The following is a 23,626-nucleotide window of genomic DNA, read 5'->3' as shown; positions in this document are numbered from 1 at the left end:
GGTTTAGTTCCTTGTCATACGTCGAGCAAGGGCTATCTGCCAAGACATAGGCAGTAGCGCTAAAAATTTAAGAATAAACGTGAATTTTCGTGGGAAATGCACTTCTGTCTTGCCTTTGGCTAATCCAGACTGGATCGCCGCTGAGGCTTGTTTAACACTGACTCGCATTGGCATAGCAAAGTCATTTTTGTCCGTGAGCGGGGTTTCCACGAAACCAGGAGAAACAAGTGACACTGTCACTCCTTGCTGAGCAAGATCTGCGGATAACGTATTGGCGATATAGCTGATCGCCGCTTTGGAGGCGCCATAAGCTTCTGCTCGGGGTAGCGGCATGTAACTGGCAGAGGAACCCACGATCGCAAGATGGGTCGCATCACTAAAACCCGCTTGTAATGCTTCAATACAATTGAGCACACCAAAGACATTGATATCAAACACGCGCTTAAACAACGACACATCGACCCGACCTTGATCGATATATTCGCAGGTTCCCGCGTTTAAAATGATCAAATCTGGGGCCATACTGAGTTTGCCCAATGCCTGATGGGTTTGTTCACTATCGGTCGCGTCAAACGCCAAGGGGGTGAGTGAGGCATGATCATTTGCCATTGCAGACAGTTTGTCTTGATTGCGCCCACACGCGGTGACTTGCCAGCCTTGTCGCGCATAATCTCGAGCCAACTGTTCGCCAATGCCAGAGGTGGCGCCTGTGATCACTACGTGTTTCATTGTCCTAACCTCGTTTTAATCTGTTTCAGTAAGCGCCCGAGAACAGGCAATGCTTCATATAGCATTTCACCCATGTCAAAGTAGTCACGATGACGGATAATTTTGCCCTCGCTAAAGCGCAAGTGAGAGCAACCTTGAACCTGACGCGCTTTGCCTTTTTCTAACTTTGGATGCGAGAGTGTCATGGTCCAGGTGACAAATGCGTCATCGTCTTCGACCGTGGTGTGATGAATAACAAATTGACAGTCAGTAACATTCTCATAAAGCACAGTAAAATACTGAATGAAGGCTGCCAGTCCGACAATCTCATGTGCCGGGTCACGAAACACGATCTCTGGATGATAAAGGGTTTCTAATGACGTTAAGTTACGTTTGTTTAATGCCTTATAAATAGACACAAACTGCTTCACTCCGGCTTGTGTTTCATGATGTGCCATTAAAACGACTCCTGAGGCTGGTTTTTAGCCGCTTCAAATAAGGCTAACGCTTTCTTTCTTTGTTTAGCGTGATCAACCACAGGTCGTGGATAATCTATTGATTGAGCATACTTTTCTGCCCATTGCCAGGGTTGATGAACATGCTTGCCAGGCACCGATTTTAAAGCCGGAATCCAGCGGCGGATAAAACGGCCATCACTATCAAACCGCTCTCCTTGTGTTGTTGGGTTAAAAATCCGGAAGTAAGGCTGCGCATCGGTGCCGACAGATGCCGACCACTGCCAACCGCCATTGTTTGATGCAAAGTCGCCATCAATCAGTTTGGACATAAAATAGTCTTCGCCCCAGCGCCAGTCGATCAGCAAATCTTTGGTTAAAAAGCTCGCCACGATCATTCGTAAGCGGTTGTGCATCCAGCCGGTTTGATTCAGTTGCTGCATGGCGGCATCGACAATCGGATAACCCGTTTTTCCGTTTTTCCACGCCTCAAACAAGGTTGAGTCGTTTTCCCAGACCACCGACTCTCCCCAGCTTAAAAAACACTGCCGCTTGCTAATTGCAGGGTTCTGCGCGCTGACTTCTTGATAAAAATCTCGCCAAATAAGCTCAGACAACCAGGTAGCAGCGCCGGTATCGGGCTCACGCCAATCGCCGTTTTCCGCCTGAAGTCGGGCTAAGCATTGTCGTGGTGACAAGGCGCCGATGGCGAGATAAGGGGAAAGCTGACTGGTGCCATCCATCGCAGGAAAGTCACGGTGCTTTTTGTAATCTGCCGCTCGCTCGCGACAGTATTCGCGCAAACAATCAAGGATCCCTTTTTCGTCACTCGCCCACGCAGAGACATCTTCGGTTGGGTAGACAAACTCAATCGGGGCGAGTTGAGAAAAGATGTCTCTCACCACAGATGTTTCTTCTCGCACAGACGGCGCTCTACGGGGCGATAAGTCCAAGTTATCAAGCGCGCGCAAGCACGCTTTTTTAAACGGGGTAAACACTTTGTATGCTTCTCCCTTGCCTGACTTTATCGTTCCAGGGGCAAATAAATTGCGATCGGCATAGGTATGCCAAGCAATCCCTCGGGCAGCTAAATCAGCCTGCACGCGTTCATCTCGTTTGACTTCATTGAGCTCGTACTCATGATTGGCGAATACCGCTTGTGCATCTGTTTGTGTGGCATACTCTGCCACTGTACGCGCCGCCTCAGTAAAATCATTCGCCCGTTCAACCACTAATGGGATGTTGAGTGCTTTTAGCTCCTCACGCAGCGCTTCGAGCCGTGCTTGAATAAGTCCGGCTTGTGTGGGTGCAAGCTGGTGCTCAGCCCACTGCTGTGGTGTTTCGATAAAAATCCCGACAACAGGGCTAGATGACGCACTCGCGGCACTCAACGCCAAGTTGTCTAACACACGTAAATCGCGCCGAAACCAAACTAAATGCATAACGTCTTGTTCTCCCTCAAATCCTCGAGCTCGTCACCGTGTACGGAGTAAATGAATGCCTGGCTCACCACCTCAATCTCATTTTGCGACAGACAAAGACGTAGTTGGTTAAGCTGCGTACGATCAAGTCGATGGTTTGCCATCACCGCCAGTGTTTTAATTTGCTGCTCGCGCATGACCTCTAAAATCAAACTTAACTGGCTGTGTGCCTGTGAAAGTATAGTGACGTTGTAACCTTTTTCGTGAAGAGCTACCGCCATTAACAAACGTTGATACTCACTGGTTGGGTTGAGCGATACCAACCAACAAGTTGCTCGCGTGTTTCTCTTGGCATTCGCGGCGATCACCGACCGGCACTGTTCAATCACCGTGGTTTGCCAAAGATCACGCTGTAGCATACTGACCGCTCCATCGTGATGACTGAGCCATTGATCGACGGGTGTCATGACATGCTCGACCAACCAGTAAAAGGGATACTCTTTGAAGAGTTGGTCCAAACTTTGGCTAAGGCGCCTCACCGAGAACGTATGAATACAGTCGATCAAATCTCGAGCGACACCGTTGTCTTGGACATCGATAGATGCGGACGTTTGCACCAACAAGGGTTTCACCTTGCTAATTGGCACACCTTTGTCTAACCACTGAAGAATGCTCGCAATCGTGCTGACGTCATCGTCACTGTATAAACGGTGGCCTTTTGCGGTTCTTGCTGGTGACAATAAGCCATAACGACGCTGCCAAGCGCGTAAGGTCACAGGATTAACGCCCGTTTGCTCTGCGACCTGACTAATAGTGAGTGTGTGGGATCCCTCACAAGCCATAACGTAACCTCAGTGCGTCGGGGTATGGCTTAAGATAGACTTGATTGGCCAGATAATCGTCGGGATGATTATGTAAATGATGTGAAATTAAGGTCAAAGGCGCCAGTAATGGCATGGTGCCTTGACGATAGGCGTGGATAAGGTTCGCCAATTCTGCTTTTTGGCCTTTATCGAGATTATTTTTAAAATAACCTTGTAGGTGCATTAGCACATTGGTGTGCTTTTTACGGGTAGCGCGAATGGCAATCGCCTGCATAAAAGCGGTCCGATACTGTTCAAAGAATGCATCGATATCGTAATGCCCAATGTTCGCCATAAAACGCCCTAACTCGCGATAACGTTCGGGCGAGTGTGCCATCAACACCAATTTGTATCGGGAATGAAAATCAACTAGAGTTTTTTTAGTGACGCCACCTTCCACACTTTTATAGAGATCATCGAGCGCGAACAAACGGAACACGAAATTCTCTTTTAAGATAGGATCATTAAGGCGACCATCTTCTTCTATAGGTAGCCAAGGCATCTGCGCCATCAGTGCTTGCGTGTACAAGCCAACCCCTGAAATATCAGAGGCGTAGCCATTTTCGCGATACACTTTGACCCGCTCCATGCCACACGTTGGTGACTTTGCGCAGACGATGTATCCGCGGAGTGCTTTGTGTTCCAGCTCTTCCGCTTTACGCTCACTAAACGCGATCATTTTATCCGTGTAGTCTTTTTGTTGATCCTTGGTTTCAACAAGCTTTACAGAAAGATCGCCTTTATCGACCAGCCTAATCGCCGGACGGGGAACAGGAAGACCAATCCCCACTTCAGGGCACACGGGCACGAAATCCACATAAGGACCTAACTCTTTCGTGACGAATGTGCTCCGCTTATGGCCACTGTCAAAGCGGACTTTTTCACCGATCACACAGGCGCTTACACCAACTGGAAACGACATGCCTTACCTCTACACTCACTGTGCGACGGGTGCCGCACTTGTACATTTATATTATCTTGTACAAGTAAAGGTAGAGGATAGATCAAAATTGTACAAATTTTTTTATTTGTACAATTTAAGAGAATCAAAGCGACGTGCTATTGCTGAAGGCATAACGCTTCTTTGCGTTCCTTAGGCCACTGTTTAATCTCCCATTCGCGTTGCATCGCGGCCCGTTTTTCCATGGGCTCTGACTGCCACGCCAATAATAGTGGACCTTTACCTCGCAATGCTCGGGCGCCTTTTCCGGCTGAATGCTGTGCGAAACGACGAGAAACGTTAGTGGTAACACCGCAATACAAGTGGCCTTGACGCGTTCGAATCAAATACACAAACCAAGGCGTGTCCATGCTCAATTACTGCCCCAACAGTGTACCTAACAGTTGACGTAGCTCTGATACCTCTTGCTCGAGTGCCGTGACACGTTGAGAAAGGGAGACGTTATCAGACGCGCCAACCGCTTCTGATTCATCCTCTGAATGCATCAACGAATCAATCGACGCATCGGTAAACAAATGCCTGTACCGTGATTCTCGCTTACCCGCTTCACGGGGTAATTTTTGCACCCACTGTTGCTCAACCATGCTTGTCAGTGTTGCTTCGACGTCCGCCATGTCATCAAAGGCGCACAAACGTTGCGTTCGAGTTCTTAGTTCTCCGGGTGTTTGCGCGCCACGCAGTAACAGTACACAAATAATGGCTTTTTGCTGTTCACTAAACGTCAAGTCACCAAATGTCGTGTTACAAAACCGATGCTGGTATTTTGTCACACGACTTCCGCTCCCCTCTTGCGGGCTGACAAGCCTTGCTTCTTCCAACTGATGGATAACATCCAGCACGTCTGAGTCCGACATATCGTAAACAGGATCGCGATTGCTTTTCTGATTCACTGCGGTGGTCAGCGCATTTAAAGTCAGCGGATAGTGATCTGGCGTCGTGACTTCTTTTTCAAGCAAGCAGCCAATAACACGCTGTTGGTATGGGGAAAGCTGTATTGACATAGTAGAGATGGACATAGTTGATGTCTCTATTCGGCTAAATGATTGGCTTTATATCAATTGACGGTGATGCAAGCAATCGCCGTTCACTGCCTTAGGGAACACACGAGCCACTCAGCAACCCCGAATACTGGTAGCGGGATCACATCTTTATCACGCGCTTATCCGCCGATCATCCTCCATCAAAGCGTGGCTAATGGTATACTTTGACGAAATGAAGTATGTGGAGAGCACGACATGGGCCTGTTTAGTTCAAAATCTCATCCAAATCATGGGTTATCTATCATTGCCAAAAACTGCAAAGTGGTGGGTGATATCGATCTTGAAGGTGACATTCAAATTGATGGGTTTGGAGAGGGAAATATTACTCAAGCCAATGCTGTTGTTATTTCTGCTTCTGGCCATTTTCGCGGTACCATTCACGCTAAACATATCACTATCAATGGGTTAATCGAAGGTCAGTGTGATGCCGATGCCATCGATATCCTTTCACAAGGAAAAATGAAAGGCGTACTTAACACCGAACAATTAACCATTGAAAAAGGCGGCCTACTCGCCGGCGAAAACCGAGCTACCTTGTTAACGGATACCGTTATCCCACTGCCTGAACAGAATCGTGCTGAGACCAAACAGGATCCGGACGCGCACCACACCGATCATAAAACACGCTCTTCCTCATCTAAAAAATCATAAGGAGAATCGGTGTATGTCTGATACCGATGCAAACCCAACACAAGTCAGTTTTGAAAGCTTCTCCCCAGAGCTGCAGTGCGTGATTCGCTATGAGCAAGCGCCTGAGGCCATGTACGCAATGATCGCATCTATCCATGATGCTTCTAGTTCAAGTGTCAAAGAAGCGTGGGAAATACTGCCTGCCAGCGCACAAAATATTCTCGATAACTATGACCAATTTCATGCGCTTGTTGCGATTAGCCAAAGTTATGCAGGTATCGATGCGCTGAGCGAACTCGAGAAAGTCGACTTAAGTGATATGTCTGACGAGGCGAAAGAAAACTACAAAGCCCAAGTACTCGACGATGTACTTAGCTCTTGTGTCAAAGATTTAGCTAAACAGCTTAAACAAGCACGCTTAAAGCCGGGCTTGAAACGCGAATTCCAAGCGATTTTTCAAAAATAAAGAGATAGAGACGGCTAGCGCTAGCCGCTAACCTTGGTCGTTAAGAGTAAGCCCCCAAACGCTGGGGGCTTTTTTTATCGACGAACATTTTTCCTCGGCGAACAAACCAATTAGGCAGACTCACTAAGACGAGCCGCTTTTTCTCGACGCGCTCGAACAGCTGCTGCCAACTGGTGTAGTGCCTTCTCGGTATCATCCCAACCAATGCAGCCGTCTGTGATGCTTTGACCATAGGTAAGCGACTGACCATCCGTTAAATCTTGTCGACCTTCGACCAGGTGGCTTTCAATCATCACACCGAAAATTGCCTGATTTCCAGCGGCGATTTGGCCCGCGATATCTTCACAGACGTCTTTTTGTTTTTGATACTGTTTGCTGCTGTTTGCATGACTTAAATCTATCATTACTTTTTGACGCAGTCCCGCGCCCGTCAACGCGCTGCAAATCTGATCCACGTCTCCGGCACTGTAATTTGGCACTTTGCCTCCGCGTAAAATCAAATGGCAGTCCTCATTACCGGCCGTCGCGACAATCGCTGAATGGCCATACTTGGTCACAGACAGAAATTGATGAGGGGCACTGGCAGAGCGAATCGCATCCGTGGCAATTTTTATATTGCCATCCGTTCCATTTTTAAACCCCACCGGACAAGACAGGCCTGACGCTAGCTCACGATGCACCTGAGATTCTGTCGTTCGCGCCCCGATTGCTCCCCAGCTAATCAAATCCGCCATATATTGTGGGGTAATCATATCGAGAAACTCACCCGCTGCAGGTAAGCCAGTATCGGCGATATCGAGGAGCAGTTTGCGCCCTAAGCGTAAGCCATCATTGATTTTAAAACTATTGTCCAAATAAGGGTCATTAATCAGACCTTTCCATCCAACGGTAGTGCGTGGTTTTTCAAAATAAACCCGCATGACAACTTCGAGATCCTCACTTAAGGTTTCACGTAATTGCTTAAGTTGACGTGCGTAGTCTCGCGCGGCATCTGGATCGTGAATCGAGCAAGGACCAACCACAACCACCAAGCGATCATCATCGTCGTTTAACACTCGGTGAATCGCCTGACGGGCGTTTACGACGGTCTGCTCTGCCGCCTCTGTTGCGGGGAACTTTTCCAATACAGCAATCGGCGGAAGAAGTTCTTTTATTTGCTGGATTCTTACGTCATCCGTTGGGTGTACACTCATGGGCTTGTCCTGTGTTTGCTTTTATCGTTTACGCGCTAATGCGGCCACTGATGGGCTTACGTTCTTATGGTTACACGTCTACGCTAACCTGACATCTCTGCGTGTGCAAATATTTTTTTACAGAGAGAATAGTCATCAATGTTTTAAAAAAATTGACAGGGAGAAATAGGCAGTATTTCCGTTGCGGTACACGACAAGAGAATTCCCACTGCAAACACGACCTCGTTATTGCACTTGTCATACAGAAGCTATTACACTGATCATTAAATATAAAAGGAGTAAATGACGTGATCACACGCCTAACCACTAGCGCACTCTTGGGGATATGCCTTTGGGCTCCAACCGCCCAGGCGACCAACTTTGACTATAACCATATTCAAGTCAATGCATTAGGCAATCCTAGTGGGCTGGGTGGTTTAGCACGTTTTGCGTTTACCGAAGGGGCGCATTTTGTCGTCAAAGGGAATACGCAATTTGAAGGGGACTGGTATACCTCTGGCGGGGTTGGTTTTCATGCTCCTATTAACGAATTTGTTGATTTATACGGCGAACTTGAAGGTGCGTGGTTTAGACGCCCAGAGGATGACAGGCATGATGCCGGCGATTTGGCGACGGTCATCGGTGGTGGTATGCGAGCCTGGATCGCACCGCCCTTTGAGGCGAATCTTTATGTCGGTTCGATTATTTTTGACCAAGACGATAGCACCAGCCTTGTCGAAATTGGTGGTCGTTTTCACTCAACAGAAGCGTTATCTCTCGGCGCAACCTGGCGTGCTAATGGTTTAGAGCAAAACCGCTTGATTTTCTCAGTCAGATACCTGTATTAATAGCCTGTGATTCGTTGCTCTTCTTCTACAGCGTGATCATACCAGTGTGATCTTCTCTCGCTGGTGAAAATTTTAATCTAAGCTAAATTAAACGTAGAGGCGTACCACTCTGGTAAAAAGTGGGCGTCTTTAGTGCGTGGTGTAACACTCACGTCTGACGCTCGTCGTCATTGTACGTGAGAACTGTCGGAGGGTATAACGATGGTGATGACTCAGCGTATTGGTGAATTTGAGAGAAAAATACAAGAGGCCTATCAAGAGGGTAACATTGAAACGGCTCACCGCTTAGAGGAGCAGGTCGCGTTATTGCGGCGGCGTAAGCTAAAACCTGCTGCTGATTTTAAAGCAGCCAGTCAGGTAGAAGACTTTCACGATGTTTCTGACGGGGATTACTACGATAGTTAACACATCACCATAGAAGCGTCCAGAAATCACATTCTCATAAAAATGTATTGTATGTAAAAAGCCTTCTCCAAAGGAGAAGGCTTTTTTATTTGCTGCCTAAAAACATGTGTTTAAAAAGGACGACTACAGCAAATTATTGTGCGGCACGCTCACGACGAACGATCCATGCCGCGGCAGTAATAAAGGCAACGACCAGTGCAGTTTCCACAGCAACACTCCAGTTTCATTGATGATTAAAAGACAAAAACCCAAGTTGCCAGCCACTCAAATCGTCTGAAGAATGAGCGACTATCAACAGATGCGCATAGTCTACGACTCCATGAGCTAAAAATCAGCTATAGAATCGATCTAACGCAAAGAAAAGCGCTTTTTTTGGCAAGATCGACACTTCGACAGATAAAGTTTCATCAACTCACAAAGTTAAACGTGACAATGCGCAGTTTTAGCTAGGTGTTTATTGTAAAAATCGCTGAGCTAACTGATTGAGAAAAGCAGAAATGGTAATAAAAGATTATTAGGCTCGTCGACTCCGCTGCACCAGAGGGATACAGCGGATAGTCACGACAAAAGATAGACGTATTGTGGCGTTAGGATTCAGGTTTTGTTTTCTTTTTTGCTAACGGCACATCGCCGACAGGCACATTGTTGTAAAAGCTCTTATCTCGTTTTTTCGGGGCTTTAGGCTGCTTTTTAACCGGTGTTTTCTGGCGTTTTGCCGGTCCAGGCGATTTTTTATTAGGGACTTTTTTCTCTTTAAAGCCTTTAAATTTACCCTCTAGGCCTTCTATTGCCGTAAATTCAAGCTTTTGTTGCAAGAAGCCTTCAATATTTTTAAAGCTTCGCCAGTCTTTCGGCCCAACCAGTGAGTAAGACAGGCCTTGGTGCCCTGCCCGACCAGTCCGTCCCACGCGATGCACATATTCCTCAGCGTGTTTTGGCATATCAAAATTAATGACCAAAGACACATTCAACAAATCTAAGCCGCGTGACGCAACATCGGTAGTGACCAACACCTCATGAAAGCCGCGCTCAAACTCATTCATAATACGACTACGTGATGCTTGGTTTAGCTCACCACTCAACGCAATCGCTTTATACCCTGCCTGTGTAAATCGCTCAGCCAATCGTTCCGTGTCTGCGCGAGTGGCAGTAAAGATCATGACTTGCTTGTGCACGTTGGCTTTCATCAAGTGCTCAAGCAAAGCCTGCTTATGATCCAAGTGATCACACAGTACAAAATGCTGCTCAATATCGCTGTGCAGTCTTTCCGCTTCACCAACCGCGACTCGCTTAGGAGACTTTAGCATACCGGCAGCAATTTCAGTCACTTGCTGATGATCTAACGTTGCAGAGAACATCAGTGTCTGGCGCAACCTATGCTCAGCATGCGCATTCACGCTATCCAATTGTTCTTTAAAGCCAAGATCGAGCATGCGATCCGCTTCGTCTAAGATCAGCATCTCTAAACCAGATAAAGACACGTTGCGCTGTTTCAAATGATCGGCGAGTCGGCCAGGTGTGGCCACCACAAAAGTTGGCGACTGACGAAAAACCTTTGCTTGCTCATTGAAATTTTCGCCCCCCAGTACGAGGGCCGCTTTATGAGTCGTGCCACTGGTTAGCATCCGCAACTGGCCATAAACTTGTTTGGCCAATTCGCGAGTCGGTGCCAATATTAACACGCGTGGATCACGACGACTGAGAGGTTTAGAACGCAAAACACGCTGCATCGCAGGCAGCAAAAACGCCAGTGTTTTTCCCGAGCCCGTTTTCGATGACGCCAGCAAATCTTTCCCTGCCATCACAACAGGAATTGCCTGACGTTGAATATCAGTTGGCTGTTCAAATCCACGGTGGGCAATGAGCGACAGTAAGCGTCTATCGAGTCCCAAATCGTCAAATTGCAAGGTATCACTCCAAAGGTAAATCAAAAGCAAAAGGCGCACACGCGCCATTTAAGGCGGCGAATGCTATCATACTTTACGCAAAAACACCGCACCAAAAATTTCGACACTCCAATATCCAGACGCTGTGATTACATGTATGTCTGTCTACGTTATCTGCGAAAAAAAGGCATCAGCCCGCAAGTTTGTTAACAAAATGTTGACGCACAAATAAACATCAATGTAGCGTTACAGGTAAGACCAGATAACAAGGAGTGTCTATGTTCTCGTCTCCACTCGCCCGTGCGAATCAGCATCTATCACTATTCGGTTTCCTAAAAGTCCCAATGATTGGCTGGTGCCGACCCAAGATCCTTTCGATCGACGATAAACATGTCACGATGAAAATTCCGCTAGGTCGACGCACCAAAAACCATTTGAACAGTATGTATTTTGGTGCTTTAGCCGTAGGGGCTGATGTAGCGGGCGGCTTTCTAGCGATGGCGATGGCAGAGCAGCGCGGTGTGAAGATTAGCCTTGCGTTTAAATCGGTACAAGCCGATTTCCACAAACGTCCCGAAGGGGATGTCATTTTCACCTGCCAAGATGGCGAAAAAATCAGTGCCATGATTGGCAATGCCATAGAGACAGGTGAACGCATCAACCAGCCGGTGACTATTGTCGCAACGTGTCCAAGCTTACATGGTGATGAACCAATGGCAACCTTTGAGCTTACGTTATCAGTGAAACACATCACTGATTAGCGCGTCGGCTTAACCGTAACAGCCTCGGCAACGCAGAAAAAAACCAGATTATCGGTCAGCAGATAATCTGGCTTTTTATCAGTAATCGTTAGCGATAACGACAATACAAAAAGCTCAGCGCACTCATTCTGACATCCGTGATACGGGTGCAAGAATCACTGAAAAATCATTGACTTTATACAAGCACAATAAAGCTGCGGATTTCATCGGTAATACACCGAGTTATCAACCGTTTCTGTGGATGACTTTAAAGTTATACACAGCTGGCGTTTTTCTTACTTTGAAAAACACAGCACCGCGCTAAGCGATGCCGGTTGATCGTTATTCAGGGTGATAACGAATTTGATAGAAAATGCGATACAACACCGGCACCACAATCAAGGTCAGCACGGTAGCAAACCCAAGACCAAACATGATGGTCACTGCCATAGGCCGGAAAAATACATCAGGTAGTAGGGGTAGCATCCCCAAAATGGTTGTAATTGCCGTCATACAAACGGGTCTCACACGACTAACCGCAGCATCAACCACGGCCTGGTATCGCTGTTTTCCACTCTCAACCTCTATATTTATCTGGTCGATTAGCACAATTCCGTTTTTAATCAACATCCCACTTAAACTTAAAAATCCCAGTAAAGCCATAAAGCCAAACGGTGTATCAAGTAACAATAAGCCAGTGGTCACCCCGATGACGGCCAGCGGTACCGTTAGCCAAATAATGACCGACTCTTTCACTGAGTTAAATAGCAAAATAGTGACCAAGAACATGAACAAATAGCCAAGCGGCATAATACTAAACAGCCCTTCTTTCGCCTCCTTGGAAGACTCATGCTCACCGCCCCATTCAATGCTGTAACCATCCGGCATCGGTATCGATTCAATATCGGCACGTACACGGCTCAATACGGTCGCGGCGGTCGTTTCTCGCAATGGATCAGGGTCGGCCAAAACAGTTAGCATACGTTTACGATTCTTCCGCATAATGATCGGATCTTCCCAACGCATGTCATAATCCAGGATGACCTGCTGCAAGGGAATATAATCTTGCAATGCTGGACTCCAGATTTTCATTCCTTCAAGCGTATTGATATTGACGCGCTCTTCATCCGGCAGTCGCGCAACAATGGGCATTAAATTGGTACCATCACGATAAACACCAATCCGCTTGCCACTAAATGTCATCGCCAGTAGCTCGTCGACATCCTTTTTGGTGATCCCATAACGACGTGCTTGGCTTTCATTAAATTCAGGTTCCAGCACCTTGGTACGGTTGCGCCAATCGTGGCGAATATTGACGGCATCGGGATCATCATGCAGCCGCGCTTCCACTTTTTTCGCTATCGCACGAAGTTCAGTGGGGTCGGAGCCAATAATACGTGCCTCGATTTTAGATCCCGTCGATGGTCCCAAAGAAATCGGTTTCAGTTTTAACTGTGCATTGGGGTGTTGGCGACGTACATACTCGCGCACCAATCCCATCGTTGATTTCACATGCTCATATTGGTCTACTCTTACTATCAGCTCACCGTAGGCGGCATAGCTTTTCTCAGGTGAGTAGGTCAGCATAAAACGTTGCGATCCCTGCCCAGCACTGGTAGACACATAGTTCACCCCTTTTTGCTCGCTGAGCCAGCTTGACACTTCGTCAAGCGTGTCTTGTGTGGCGCGAATATCAGTTCCTTCCGGTAACCACACATCAACCATGAACATAGGCGTGGTTGAGTCAGGGAAAAAGGACTGCTTAAGATGACCAAAACCATACACGCTCGCACCTAGCGCTAAGACCATCACCAGCAAAGTGAGGTAAGCATGGTGCATGCACGCAGTTAAAAAGCGCTTATACACCACAAAAAGAATACCATTATAGGGATCGCTTCCCTCGTCGCCCTCTTCTAAAGGCGTTTCTTTAAAAAAGAGGCTCGCAAAGAAAGGGGTCAATGTGATCGCGGTAAACCAGCTCAATAGCAAAGAAATTAGCAATACGGTAAATAGCGTTCCACAGTATTCCCCTGTCGCGTCTTCGGACAAACCAATCGGGGCAAACGCGGTGACCGCAATAACCGTCGCCCCCAACAACGGCCATTTCGTTTGTGTAACAATGTCATGCGCCGCTTGTAATCGTGTTCGCCCGCGTTTTAGTCCGACAAGGATCCCCTCCACCACCACAATGGCATTATCGACTAACATCCCAAGGGCTATCACTAAGGCACCAAGAGAGACGCGTTGCAGGTTGATCTCGAAATAGTACATGAACACAAAAGTGCCAAGCACAGTGAGCAAGAGCACTAGCCCAATCAATAGGCCCGAGCGCAAACCCATAAAGAACAACAGCACCACAATTACGATCGCCACCGCTTGTCCCAAGCTCGAGACAAAACCGGTGACTGAGTTATCTACTTCGTCAGGTTGGTTATAAACATGATGAACGTGAATACCTACCGGCTGATCGCTATTCAGCTCGGCTAATCGTTTATCTACTTTTTCACCCACTTCAACCACGTTGACGCCATCAGCAAACGAGATCCCAACCTGGAGTGCCTGCTTACCATTGTAAGCAATAATTTGACGCGGGACTTCTTGGTATCCACGTTTAATATCCGCCACATCACGTAGGTAAATTAATCCCTCGGAACCTGCTTCTGTTAAAATCAAACTGCCCAATTCTTCAACAGAAGAAAACTCGCCAGTTGGGTGAATACGGATATATTCATCACCGACCCGCAACGCCCCTGCGTTACTGACCAGATTTTGGGTCGCTAACAGGTTAAACAGAGTATCTGGCGAGATCCCCAGGCTACTCAATCGTTGAATTGAGACCTCGACAAAGACTTGTTCTTGCTGAGCCCCACTAACTTGTACCTTGCCCACGCCATCAACAAGCTCCAGCTCACGACGCAAAAAATCAACATAATCTTTTAGCTCGCTGTAACTGTAACCCTCTCCAGTTACTCCAAGTAAGATGCCGAATACATCGCCAAAATCGTCTTTGACTGAAGGTGGATTAACGCCAGGCGGTAACTCGCCTCGGGCATCATGGACCTTTCGTCGCAATTCATCCCAAATTTGCGGCAAATCATCTGAACGATATTTGGGTTTCATTTTCACTGTAATTTGCGAGAGGCCTCGGCTAGAAATCGATCTCACCTCGTCAACATAAGTCAGCTGTTGTACCGCTTTCTCCAGTGGATAGGTGACTTCTTCCTCCACTTGTTGCGGTGTCGCCCCCGGGTAACTGGTGACGATCATCGCATCTTTGATCGTAAAAGCAGGATCTTCGAGGCGCCCTAATCCTAGGAATGCAAGGGTGCCGCCGATAAGAAAAATCAGGGTGATCATCCAACTGATCACCTTGTTTTGAATAAAATAACCCGCCACACCTTGCTTCATGATGCTTGTTCCTCTTTTGACGCCAATTCTACTTTTTGTCCTTCAGACAGATGGTTGGCACCGCCGACGACGATACGCTCACCCATAGAAACTCCCGTTACGACTTCAATCTGTTGCCCATGAATGCGGCCCATTTCGACTTGTCGTTTGCTTACCGTTTGGGAGGCCTCATCGTAGACCCAAACATAACTATGATCGCGATCGAGTGGATCGCCATCTTGATTGAAAATCGCTTCGATAGGGACTGAAAGGCCTGTACGCGTCATTTTTAATCCATCACGAGCAATACTGACTTGTACCGGCATACCATCCAATATGAATTGGTCATCAGGCATTGGCATTGTCAACGTCACCACGAATGCCCCACTGTTGGGATCTGGCTCTGCGGTGAATTCATCGACGGTGGCTTTGTATGACTGCCCTTGCTCAGTAACGACCTTAGGTTGCAAGCGTGTTTGCACAGATGCTGCATCCCCACCTGCATTGTGACTAAAAAGAACATCTGGGACCTGAACGCGAATATCAGCGCGTGACGCATCATGAATATTCATAATCCCTTGTCCCGGAGCAATAGTCTCGAAAGGTTCTGCGTTCACTTTCGATATCACTCCATCAGCGGGGGCTTTCAATGCGACATAAGATAAACGGAGATTAGCCAAGGCTAATTCTGCTTGTGCAATTTGTCGCTGCGCTTTTAGTTCATCAAACTGAGACTGGGCTAGCATTCCTTTTTCAACAAGCGGTGCCGAACGCTGATACTGTGAGTTAGCAACGTCGAATTTTGCGTTCGCATTTTCAACCGCTAAGCGATAGTCCGTCGGTTCGAGACGGGCGAGGACCTGTCCTTTTGACACACGATCCCCGGCTTGCACATTAATGGCTTGAATTTCGCCCGGCACCCTAAACGCTAACTTGGCTTTATCGGCGGCAGCGGCAACCGCGGGGAAAGCAATCCGCTCATCCAACTGTTGTTGTGCGACTGTATGAGTTGAAACAACAGGCAAAGGTGCTGAATGAGACGCCGGATCAGGTTGACAGCCACTGATAACGCTTAGCCCGAGTACCACGCTAAGCCAAAGCAGCACCTTGATTAATTTTATTCTCATAATCCTCGCTCCTTCACCCAAGCTCTCACTCGATCACCGGCTTCAAGTGCGCCCGCACCCGTCACGACAATGACATCGCCATTGTCAAGCCCAGAGGTAATCTTGCCGTTTTTGAGCACGACAGGAACCAAGGTGATCTCTCCGTCTTCATTCACCCGCCAAACCGCACTTCCTGAGTCTGATTGCACCACTGCCGTATCAGGGATTTGGGGCTGTGATTGCGCCGGTATGGTGACATGGACTTTCGCAGCCATCCCTGGTAATACATTGACCGCATCGGGTCGACTCAGACTGACCGTGACATGATAAGACGCGGTTTTTGGATCCGCTTCAGTATCGATCTCTTTAAACTGAGCCGAAAATTGGCGATGCTCATACGTGTCAAAAGAAACACTCGGCGTTAAGGTATCAAGATGCTGGGCGAAATAGTGAAAGTAGCGCTCCGGTAACTGGAAACTCACGTTAATAACATCTTTAGATTGAATATGCAGCACCGGAGATTGTGCTTGAGTAAACTCGTTGCGCTCTTTCATTCTTAATGACACTGTGCCTGCATACGGCGCTTTGAGCTCGGTGTAATTTAGGTTGGTTTGCGCCTGTTCAAGGCCCGCCGCAGCTTCGCTAAGTGCCGAACGCGCCTCATCAAACCGCTGCTCCGAAATAACTTTATCATTGTGTAAGCGATCAGCACGGTTAAATTGAACCTGAGCAAGCTGGTATTGTGCACGCGCTTTGTCTAACTGCAGTGAATACTGTTGATTATCAAGCGCCGCAAGCATCTGCCCTTTCTTGACATCCATTCCTGCTTTTATCGGCATAGATTCAATAACGCCTGAGACTCGAAATGATAGTAACGCTTTGTTATCTGCTTCAACCTGAGCGGGGAACTCCCGGGTTAATCCTTCTTCATTCGTTACCACAGTCAATAACTTAGCAGGACGCGTTGGCGTCTCTGAGGGAGAAGATATCGCTGGCTCACCACACCCAAAAAGGATGAGAGCAGCGCAACTGGCTAATACAAAACGCTTTATCATCAGCTTATCCTTAACAATAAAACCTAGAGTCCGACAGCAACTGTCAGACCCTAGGTCTTTGATGGGTCTTTATTTTTCATTCTAACCGGCACTGAGTGTTATGCTAACCAGCGCCAGAGCATGTATCAAGATGTTTCCGATAAACTGGCTGTTTGTTCGACAATTAATGCTGTGTGTTTCTCAATAGGAAGAATGTAGGGCTGCAACGATTCCAGATCTTCATGCGGTGACTTTTCCAACTCTAGACACGTTTTCGACAGTTCGTTCGCTCCGATCATGGCTGCTGCACCTTTCATTTTGTGTGCGAGTTTTTTAACTTTACCCACATCTTGCTGTTCAAATGCTTGCTTCAGCGCGGTTAAATCTTGGGTTTGATTATTAACATATTTATTAAGTAGCATGGTCACTAGCTCCATACTATCACCTACTTGATCTTTGACATGCTGAACGTCAATGGGGTATGAGTCACTCATGGCAGGTTCTCCATCATCTTGGGGCTGAGCTTCAACGCCGCTATCATCGCCATAACGGACCGAGTCTGGGTTAGCGTAAAGTAGTAACAGTTCAATTAATTGATCTTTACTAAACGGTTTAGCTAAATGCCCATTCATTCCCGCGTCCACACATCGCTCAGCATCCCCAGACAACGCATTGGCTGTTACCGCTAAAATTGGCGTGTGTTTATCGAATTCACGGATCTGCCGAGTCGCTTCAAAGCCATCCATTTCCGGCATTTGGCAATCCATCAAAATGATATCGAAAGGGGTCTTTTTGTGCAGTTCAAGCGCTTCTTTTCCGTTCACGGCTAGCGCTCGTTGGCAGCCAAGTTGTGCCAAAATAATATCAATAAGTTCTTGGTTAACAAGATGATCCTCTGCCACCAAGACATTGAGATCAAAATTAATACTGTCGTATTGCCCTACATCCGGACTTGGATCAACTAATGTATGTTCATCTTCGTTCAATACTCTATAAAGCTCAGCATGGTAAATGGGACAAGTCAGCGTGGCCATTCCTGTATCATGATGCCCATCATGACTGATTGCGATACACTTATGCACGCTGCCAACAAATGCCTGGCAGCCTTGCATTTTGTCTTGATCGACCATTAGGACCGTCTGTTCCGGTTCGTCCAGTTCAAGGTTTCGTCCATCAGAGCATGGCGTCAGCGCGAGATTAAAACCTTGTAAATAAGCAGTCAGCGTCTTAGTCAATATTCTATCGCCAGAGACTAAAAATATATGATAACCCTCAAGAGCGTTGCTCAAGTCGTAACTTGATAAGAGCGTACAATCAGGATTAGGGACACTAATCGGCACTTCCGCGACAAAAGTAGTCCCTTGGTTTTCTTGACTGCGTATATAAATATCCCCATCCATTAAACGCAAAAGCTTGCGACAGACGGGCAAGCCCAGGCCGGTTCCTTGATAAGAGCGAGAATATGAATTATCAACTTGCGTAAAATTCTCGAAAATAGCATCATGACGATCTTCCGGAATACCAATCCCGGTATCCTCGACTTCCATGACAAGCTTAGTGATGCCACTATCATCATGCGTTTGAAATAGATTAACACAGATATGACCGCGCTTAGTGAACTTCACTGCATTACCAACAAGGTTAATAATCACTTGTTTATAACGCATCGCATCTAATTCAATGTCACATGACATGTTGGGGTCGATATAGCAATGGAGACGTAATTGTTTTTCAGCCGCTTTCGCCGTAAATATACTTAGAGATTCATGTACGATCTCAGCTAAATCTACCGACTGCTTGCTAAGCGTCATTTTACCTGCTTCTATTTTGGTGAGATCGAGCACATCATTAATAATATTTAATAATGCCGTCGACGAATTCTGTAGGGTGTCAACAAAATAGCGTTGCTGTTGCGTAAGCGACGTTTCCATCAATAGATTAGACATCCCCACAATCCCATTCATGGGTGTGCGAATCTCGTGACTCATCATTGCTAAGAAGTTAGTTTTTGATTCATTTGCGCGCTCAGCTTGTTCCTTCGCTCGCGCCATTTCTCGTGAAATCATATCGTTCAGTGCTTTCTGTTGCACAAAGTGCACCATCGAACTCAAACTTGATAAAATCGGCTCTATCCAGCTTTGTAACTCTTCATTGTATGTCGTAGACTCATCAAAAAGGCAAACCACACCAACCATTTGATTTGACATGTAGAGCGGCGTGCCAAACACATTAACAATCATTTTCTGGTTATTACCGGCAACACCTGCCATCTGCAGACTACGCTTGCTCTGTTTCGTCTCAATAATATCTTCGATTAAACCACGAACAAATTCCTCACCAATAAAGTTATTTTTAACCAGGCGCGTTTGTGCCAAAATACGGTAAGGGAGGTTGTAATCTATATTATTATCGTCATGATGGCCGACTTCGACAATAATACCATGATTGCTCTCACCAATACGCAGTAGAATGTCTAACACATCTTTAAAGCTCTTTTTAAAGTCCTCACGTATCAAAAATTTATCTTGTAAACTCTTCATCGCCGAGAAAAGCTCAGCACCTTTGGACACTTTTTGCTTGTCCAGATGTTGCTCAGTGATATCACGTATAATGGCGACATTAAGTGCGCGAGGATCTTCGTCTTTAATGGGGGTCGATTTCACTTGTACAACGCGAACGCCCCCGTCAGTCTCTATTTCATAGGAGCGTTCAACACGCCCATTCAAGCCGTAAAGGGCTTGAGAAAAATATCCACGAGAATTAGGCGTAACACGAGAAATTATCGTGGATAAACTGATTGCTTCGTCGGGAACCGACTCAAGTTCGAAAAGCTTTTTTGCCGACTCATTGATTGTAATAATGCGGTGTTTTTCGCCCAGCACTAACAAAGCATCCGTATAACTATGAATAACGGTATCCAAATATGCGCGACTTCTCTCTGCACGATTTATTTGCTTGGCATATTTCCAAATAAAAAAAACCACTAATAGATTCAAAAGTACGATTTGTGTCGCTGTACGGAGCACTTCTGTATTTAACTCTCTATTAATATAACGACTATCTTGATAAATGATTAGTTTACCCACCTGGACAGACGGGCTGGTTTCATTGTAAACCATTGGAACGATGACTTTATTTAACTCGTCACTGGAGCGCATACCTTTGGAGTCAGTCACATAACGAAACTGATCATTAGAGTCGGTTAACTCTAAACGGTGTACATAGCGTGATCCCATTTCACTATCTAGATCATTTTGTACATTATTAAAGTCATAGTTCCACATTAACGTTGGTAACCGCTGCTTTAAACGTTGGGTAATCGAATTAATGTCTTGGTTCATGTCTGACTCAAGGCGCTCTTTCGCAACGTGATAATTATAGTATCCGAAAACGCCCAGTAATAAGGTCGCCAATACCATTAAAACGACGGCTAGCCGCATCCCTACTTGATTCATCATTTACACCTGCATCGTTGCAGCTAAGGTCTGAGTTTGAAAACGTGCTTTATCGAAAGCTTTGAGTACAGCACGTTCTTTTAACGTCATTTTCTCACATACTGAGCCGACCCACTCCCAATTGGCATGCTCAATGTGCTTACATAACATTAACAATTCACCATAACGTCCTGATTGAGACAAGAGTGCATTTTTCGCTTCTTGGTCGAGATCAAGTTTCCCAACTAAATCTTCCATTGGCGCTGCCAACATAGCATCAAGCAGTGAAAAGGCACCAACTAAAAAGGCCTCATCAGGATCCATACCTTTTATCATTGGCGCCGCCTGTTGCATAAAAATCGCACGGAGTATCGCGGATGTCTGCAAATGAGAGCATTCCTGATGATTCATATTCGACATAATGAGTAAGGATATTAACCGACGCAACGACTCAAGCCCTAGATAGACAACCGCTTGCTTCGGGTTTGTGATCGGCTTTTTTTTCGATTTAGCTAGGATGTTCGCACTGGTTACAACTTTATAGAGTAACGAGACATCACGAGAAATTACGTCGGTAATTTCATCAATATCATGAGGACTACGATTAATCACGATGCAAGCATCTAATAAGCTGATCACAGATGGCGCCACATCATTATGACTTTTTACTTGCGGTTGTTCAAAAAAATAGCCCTGAAACAGGCTAAACCCAAGTTGCTTGGCCAGCATAAACTCGTCTTTTTTTTCAACTTTCTTCGCAAGAAACTGAATATCTGGATAATCAGACATCACACCAACCCAACTCATCGGGTCTTCGCTTGCCATACTGACAGAAATGACATCAAACAGATGCAAATGCCGCTGCCAGCGGTTAGTAAACATACCGCTGTCACCCTGTATCGTAAACCCTGCTTTTCGGTAGGCCTCTAGCTGTTTAGTCAGTACAGGCGTTGCTTTGCACGTCTCCGTAATATAGAGAACCAAGCGCGCGACAGGAATAGAAAAGGGTATCTCATCTAATAAGGCCGTTTCTGAGAAACTCACGACATAGCGCAAATCATCATCAAGCTCCTTCCCCGAGAGAAAGTTGGCACTTAGAATCCGTGATGTTGCAGTATCTTCATCAATCGAGGGAAATTTGTTTTGTAACCCTTCACGAAATAATAAATCGCTACCCCACTGATTTTGCTTGTCGTCAAAGATCGGCTGGCACGAAAAAAAAATCTCACTCACAATGTACTCCCCCCAAAACAATCCCTTAGTACAAACTTAGACCAAAGGAAGGACTTTTGATCGTTTTTTTGATTAAAGTGAGTATGTTAAGTCCATTTCCCTACCAAGATAGTGCCTTTTACTTGGGAGAAATCATGAATTTTGCTACGCTTCCCGCAAAGACACTAAGAGGATAAATCATGGATATCTTAAACCAACTCGCTGATGATGCCCCCGAGCACGAGCCGGATTCGTTACCGTCACTCGACGAACAAAAAGCGATTGTGGCAAAACTCAAAGCGCTTGAGGAAAAAGGCGAGCTCACCGACGACGTATTGGCGCAGTATTTTGCCGCCAAACAAAAAGACACAAGCGACGAAGAAGAGTAAACTCAACACGATAAAGTGACCTTGTCACTTTTTAAATCTATCCTATTTTGCGCTATGAGTGTGATAGCCGAGACGTGCCAATGAGAGATGTGAGCCTCGCAGGATTGATACTTGCGTGACAGGGATAGATAGCAAGTGAGCGAAAAAGATACGCCCCGAGTTCAATTTCGGGGCGTTTTTTTGGTTTACTCAGGCGCAATGCCGTCGGTTTTCGCCGCACAAATAAAATCATTTTTGTGCAGGCCTTTAATCTTATGCGACCACCAAGTCACGGACACTTTACCCCACTCCAGCAAGATAGCCGGATGGTGGCCTTCTTGCTCAGCCAGTTCAGCTACTTGGTTGGCAAACGCCCACGCCAACTTAAAGTTGCGGAAAGTAAACTCGCGTTCGAGCTGATCAATCCCATCTCGCGTCACTTTGCTCCATTGTGGGATATCTTTAAGCAGCGTCGGCATTTCCTCAGCACTGACCAATGGGGCATCAATATTACAGGCTTCACATTTCAACTCAGTTAGTTCAGACATGTTGCGTTTCCTTTTGCTGTTCTGTCTTTTTCGGTTTGGGCGGGAACAAAGGCGCATGAAGGCCCAGTTCCATGGCTTGATGCACATCAGAAATCAAATCACGTTGGCTGATGGCAAATAAGTCGTCAATCGACTCAATGGTAAAGTAAATGGGTTGCATGATGTCAATCCGATATGGCGTGCGCATGACATCTATCACTTCTAAAGGCTTACGCACCGCTTTGTCGCTATTAAAGGCGTACTCGGTCTCCGCCGGCGAAGACAAGATCCCGCCGCCATAAATACTGCGATTGCCTTGCGCGTCACTGAGTAAACCAAACTCGACCGTAAACCAATACAAGCGTGCAAGATAGACGCGCTCTTTGGGCGTGGCCTGCTTACCGAGCTGACCATACATATGGGTAAATTCAGCGAATGCTGGGTGGGTGAGCATCGCACAGTGACCGAAGATCTCATGAAAATAATCCGGCTCTTGCAAGTAATCAAAGTCTTCTTTGGTGCGCAAAAAGGTCGCCGCGGGGAATTTTTTATCCGCCAATAAGGCGAAGAAATGGTCGAAATCAATCAATGCAGGCACGGGGGCCACTTGCCAGCCCGTCTCTCGCATTAACACTGCATTGACATCTGGGATCTGTGGCACCGTGTCATGCGGCAAGTCGAGCAGTCGTAAACCGTCGAGATATTCTTGACACGCTTTGTCCTTGATGCACGCAAGCTGCCGTGTGACTAACTGGCGCCATACATCGTTTTCTTGTGCCGACCAGGCTACACGACCCAGTTCATTAAGTGGTTTGGATTCGTATTTACTCTGTTTCACGTTCACCGCCTTGTGTCGTTGTCTGGCGTAAAAATCGCGCGTAAACAGCGGCCCTTAGCCTTACGCAATGTTTCCGTTACTCACAGATTACGTCGACTTTGCAGAGAAAATCATCTCCTCACCTC

General features: G+C 46.6%; 22 protein-coding genes. 6 read left to right on the top strand and 16 right to left on the bottom strand.

Going from position 1 to position 23,626, the window contains the following annotated elements:
• Positions 1 to 3: 3 nt before the first annotated feature.
• The 7 genes from BZG76_RS07270 to BZG76_RS07240 all read right to left on the bottom strand — a co-directional run bounded on the left by BZG76_RS07270 (position 4) and on the right by BZG76_RS07240 (position 5,409).
• Positions 4 to 729, bottom strand: a complete 726-nt coding sequence (locus BZG76_RS07270) for an SDR family NAD(P)-dependent oxidoreductase (protein ID WP_077460739.1) — start codon at positions 727 to 729, stop codon at positions 4 to 6.
• Complete coding sequence (locus tag BZG76_RS07265) at positions 726 to 1,166, bottom strand: nuclear transport factor 2 family protein (RefSeq protein WP_077460738.1); 441 nt, start codon at positions 1,164 to 1,166, stop codon at positions 726 to 728. Before BZG76_RS07265 ends, BZG76_RS07270 begins: the two co-directional genes overlap by 4 nt.
• Complete coding sequence (phrB, locus tag BZG76_RS07260) at positions 1,166 to 2,605, bottom strand: deoxyribodipyrimidine photo-lyase (RefSeq protein ID WP_077460737.1); 1,440 nt, start codon at positions 2,603 to 2,605, stop codon at positions 1,166 to 1,168. Before phrB ends, BZG76_RS07265 begins: the two co-directional genes overlap by 1 nt.
• Positions 2,596 to 3,426, bottom strand: a complete 831-nt coding sequence (locus tag BZG76_RS07255) for a MerR family transcriptional regulator (protein WP_025744573.1) — start codon at positions 3,424 to 3,426, stop codon at positions 2,596 to 2,598. The genes phrB and BZG76_RS07255 overlap by 10 nt, the downstream gene beginning before the upstream one ends.
• The gene (locus BZG76_RS07250) at positions 3,416 to 4,369 is read right to left on the bottom strand and encodes a YbgA family protein (RefSeq protein ID WP_077460736.1); all 954 of its coding nucleotides are present in this window, start codon (positions 4,367 to 4,369) and stop codon (positions 3,416 to 3,418) included. Before BZG76_RS07250 ends, BZG76_RS07255 begins: the two co-directional genes overlap by 11 nt.
• Before the next feature lie 137 nt (positions 4,370 to 4,506).
• Positions 4,507 to 4,758, bottom strand: coding sequence for a GIY-YIG nuclease family protein (locus tag BZG76_RS07245; RefSeq protein ID WP_037367758.1), 252 nt, complete (start codon positions 4,756 to 4,758; stop codon positions 4,507 to 4,509).
• A gap of 6 nt (positions 4,759 to 4,764) precedes the next feature.
• Positions 4,765 to 5,409 (bottom strand): YceH family protein, encoded by a 645-nt coding sequence (locus tag BZG76_RS07240; protein ID WP_025744571.1) that lies wholly within the window; start codon positions 5,407 to 5,409, stop codon positions 4,765 to 4,767.
• 234 nt (positions 5,410 to 5,643) lie between these two features.
• Between BZG76_RS07240 and BZG76_RS07235 the strand changes: the two genes are divergently transcribed.
• Together BZG76_RS07235 and BZG76_RS07230 are read left to right on the top strand one after the other, a co-directional pair.
• Positions 5,644 to 6,099, top strand: a complete 456-nt coding sequence (locus tag BZG76_RS07235; protein WP_077460735.1) for a bactofilin family protein — start codon at positions 5,644 to 5,646, stop codon at positions 6,097 to 6,099.
• A gap of 13 nt (positions 6,100 to 6,112) precedes the next feature.
• On the top strand, positions 6,113 to 6,544 hold the full coding sequence (locus BZG76_RS07230; protein ID WP_077460734.1) for a DUF3069 domain-containing protein: 432 nt from the start codon (positions 6,113 to 6,115) through the stop codon (positions 6,542 to 6,544).
• 110 nt (positions 6,545 to 6,654) lie between these two features.
• Here the strand turns inward: BZG76_RS07230 and aroG are convergent, their stop codons facing one another.
• A complete protein-coding gene (gene aroG, locus BZG76_RS07225; protein WP_077460733.1) occupies positions 6,655 to 7,737 on the bottom strand; it encodes a 3-deoxy-7-phosphoheptulonate synthase AroG in 1,083 nt (360 codons plus the stop codon).
• Between the two features lie 287 nt (positions 7,738 to 8,024).
• Between aroG and BZG76_RS07220 the strand changes: the two genes are divergently transcribed.
• The gene (locus BZG76_RS07220; RefSeq protein ID WP_077460732.1) at positions 8,025 to 8,564 is read left to right on the top strand and encodes a hypothetical protein; all 540 of its coding nucleotides are present in this window, start codon (positions 8,025 to 8,027) and stop codon (positions 8,562 to 8,564) included.
• Positions 8,565 to 8,771: 207 nt separating this feature from the next.
• The gene (locus BZG76_RS07215; RefSeq protein WP_128080777.1) at positions 8,772 to 8,969 is read left to right on the top strand and encodes a hypothetical protein; all 198 of its coding nucleotides are present in this window, start codon (positions 8,772 to 8,774) and stop codon (positions 8,967 to 8,969) included.
• 587 nt (positions 8,970 to 9,556) lie between these two features.
• On the opposite strand, the gene BZG76_RS07210 is transcribed toward BZG76_RS07215, so the two are convergent.
• Complete coding sequence (locus BZG76_RS07210) at positions 9,557 to 10,876, bottom strand: DEAD/DEAH box helicase (RefSeq protein ID WP_028569685.1); 1,320 nt, start codon at positions 10,874 to 10,876, stop codon at positions 9,557 to 9,559.
• A 257-nt stretch (positions 10,877 to 11,133) separates the two neighbouring features.
• Here BZG76_RS07210 and BZG76_RS07205 point away from each other — a divergent pair, with 257 nt between their 5' ends.
• Complete coding sequence (locus BZG76_RS07205; RefSeq protein WP_021023545.1) at positions 11,134 to 11,616, top strand: PaaI family thioesterase; 483 nt, start codon at positions 11,134 to 11,136, stop codon at positions 11,614 to 11,616.
• A gap of 321 nt (positions 11,617 to 11,937) precedes the next feature.
• On the opposite strand, the gene BZG76_RS07200 is transcribed toward BZG76_RS07205, so the two are convergent.
• The 5 genes from BZG76_RS07200 to BZG76_RS07180 all read right to left on the bottom strand — a co-directional run bounded on the left by BZG76_RS07200 (position 11,938) and on the right by BZG76_RS07180 (position 21,789).
• A complete protein-coding gene (locus tag BZG76_RS07200) occupies positions 11,938 to 15,003 on the bottom strand; it encodes an efflux RND transporter permease subunit (RefSeq protein WP_077460731.1) in 3,066 nt (1,021 codons plus the stop codon).
• Positions 15,000 to 16,109 (bottom strand): efflux RND transporter periplasmic adaptor subunit, encoded by a 1,110-nt coding sequence (locus tag BZG76_RS07195; RefSeq protein WP_077460730.1) that lies wholly within the window; start codon positions 16,107 to 16,109, stop codon positions 15,000 to 15,002. The genes BZG76_RS07200 and BZG76_RS07195 overlap by 4 nt, the downstream gene beginning before the upstream one ends.
• Positions 16,106 to 17,143: an efflux RND transporter periplasmic adaptor subunit gene (locus tag BZG76_RS07190; RefSeq protein WP_077460729.1), complete on the bottom strand. Its 1,038-nt coding sequence runs from the start codon at positions 17,141 to 17,143 to the stop codon at positions 16,106 to 16,108. The genes BZG76_RS07195 and BZG76_RS07190 overlap by 4 nt, the downstream gene beginning before the upstream one ends.
• 125 nt (positions 17,144 to 17,268) lie before the next feature.
• Complete coding sequence (locus tag BZG76_RS07185; protein WP_241824059.1) at positions 17,269 to 20,580, bottom strand: ATP-binding protein; 3,312 nt, start codon at positions 20,578 to 20,580, stop codon at positions 17,269 to 17,271.
• Positions 20,581 to 21,789, bottom strand: a complete 1,209-nt coding sequence (locus BZG76_RS07180) for an EAL and HDOD domain-containing protein (RefSeq protein ID WP_077460728.1) — start codon at positions 21,787 to 21,789, stop codon at positions 20,581 to 20,583.
• A 179-nt stretch (positions 21,790 to 21,968) separates the two neighbouring features.
• Between BZG76_RS07180 and BZG76_RS07175 the strand changes: the two genes are divergently transcribed.
• Entirely contained in the window at positions 21,969 to 22,157 is a 189-nt protein-coding gene (locus tag BZG76_RS07175) for a restriction endonuclease subunit S (RefSeq protein ID WP_077460727.1), read from the top strand.
• A 185-nt stretch (positions 22,158 to 22,342) separates the two neighbouring features.
• On the opposite strand, the gene BZG76_RS07170 is transcribed toward BZG76_RS07175, so the two are convergent.
• Together BZG76_RS07170 and phhA are read right to left on the bottom strand one after the other, a co-directional pair.
• On the bottom strand, positions 22,343 to 22,684 hold the full coding sequence (locus BZG76_RS07170) for a 4a-hydroxytetrahydrobiopterin dehydratase (RefSeq protein WP_077460726.1): 342 nt from the start codon (positions 22,682 to 22,684) through the stop codon (positions 22,343 to 22,345).
• Entirely contained in the window at positions 22,677 to 23,549 is an 873-nt protein-coding gene (gene phhA / locus BZG76_RS07165; protein ID WP_077460725.1) for a phenylalanine 4-monooxygenase, read from the bottom strand. Before phhA ends, BZG76_RS07170 begins: the two co-directional genes overlap by 8 nt.
• Positions 23,550 to 23,626: the final 77 nt, after the last annotated feature.

Source organism: Salinivibrio sp. AR647, from assembly GCF_001995415.1.
GTDB classification, from domain to species: Bacteria; Pseudomonadota; Gammaproteobacteria; order Enterobacterales; family Vibrionaceae; genus Salinivibrio; species Salinivibrio costicola.
The sequence above is the reverse complement of the archived record's forward strand: the minus strand, read 5'-3'. Positions and strand labels throughout refer to the sequence as shown.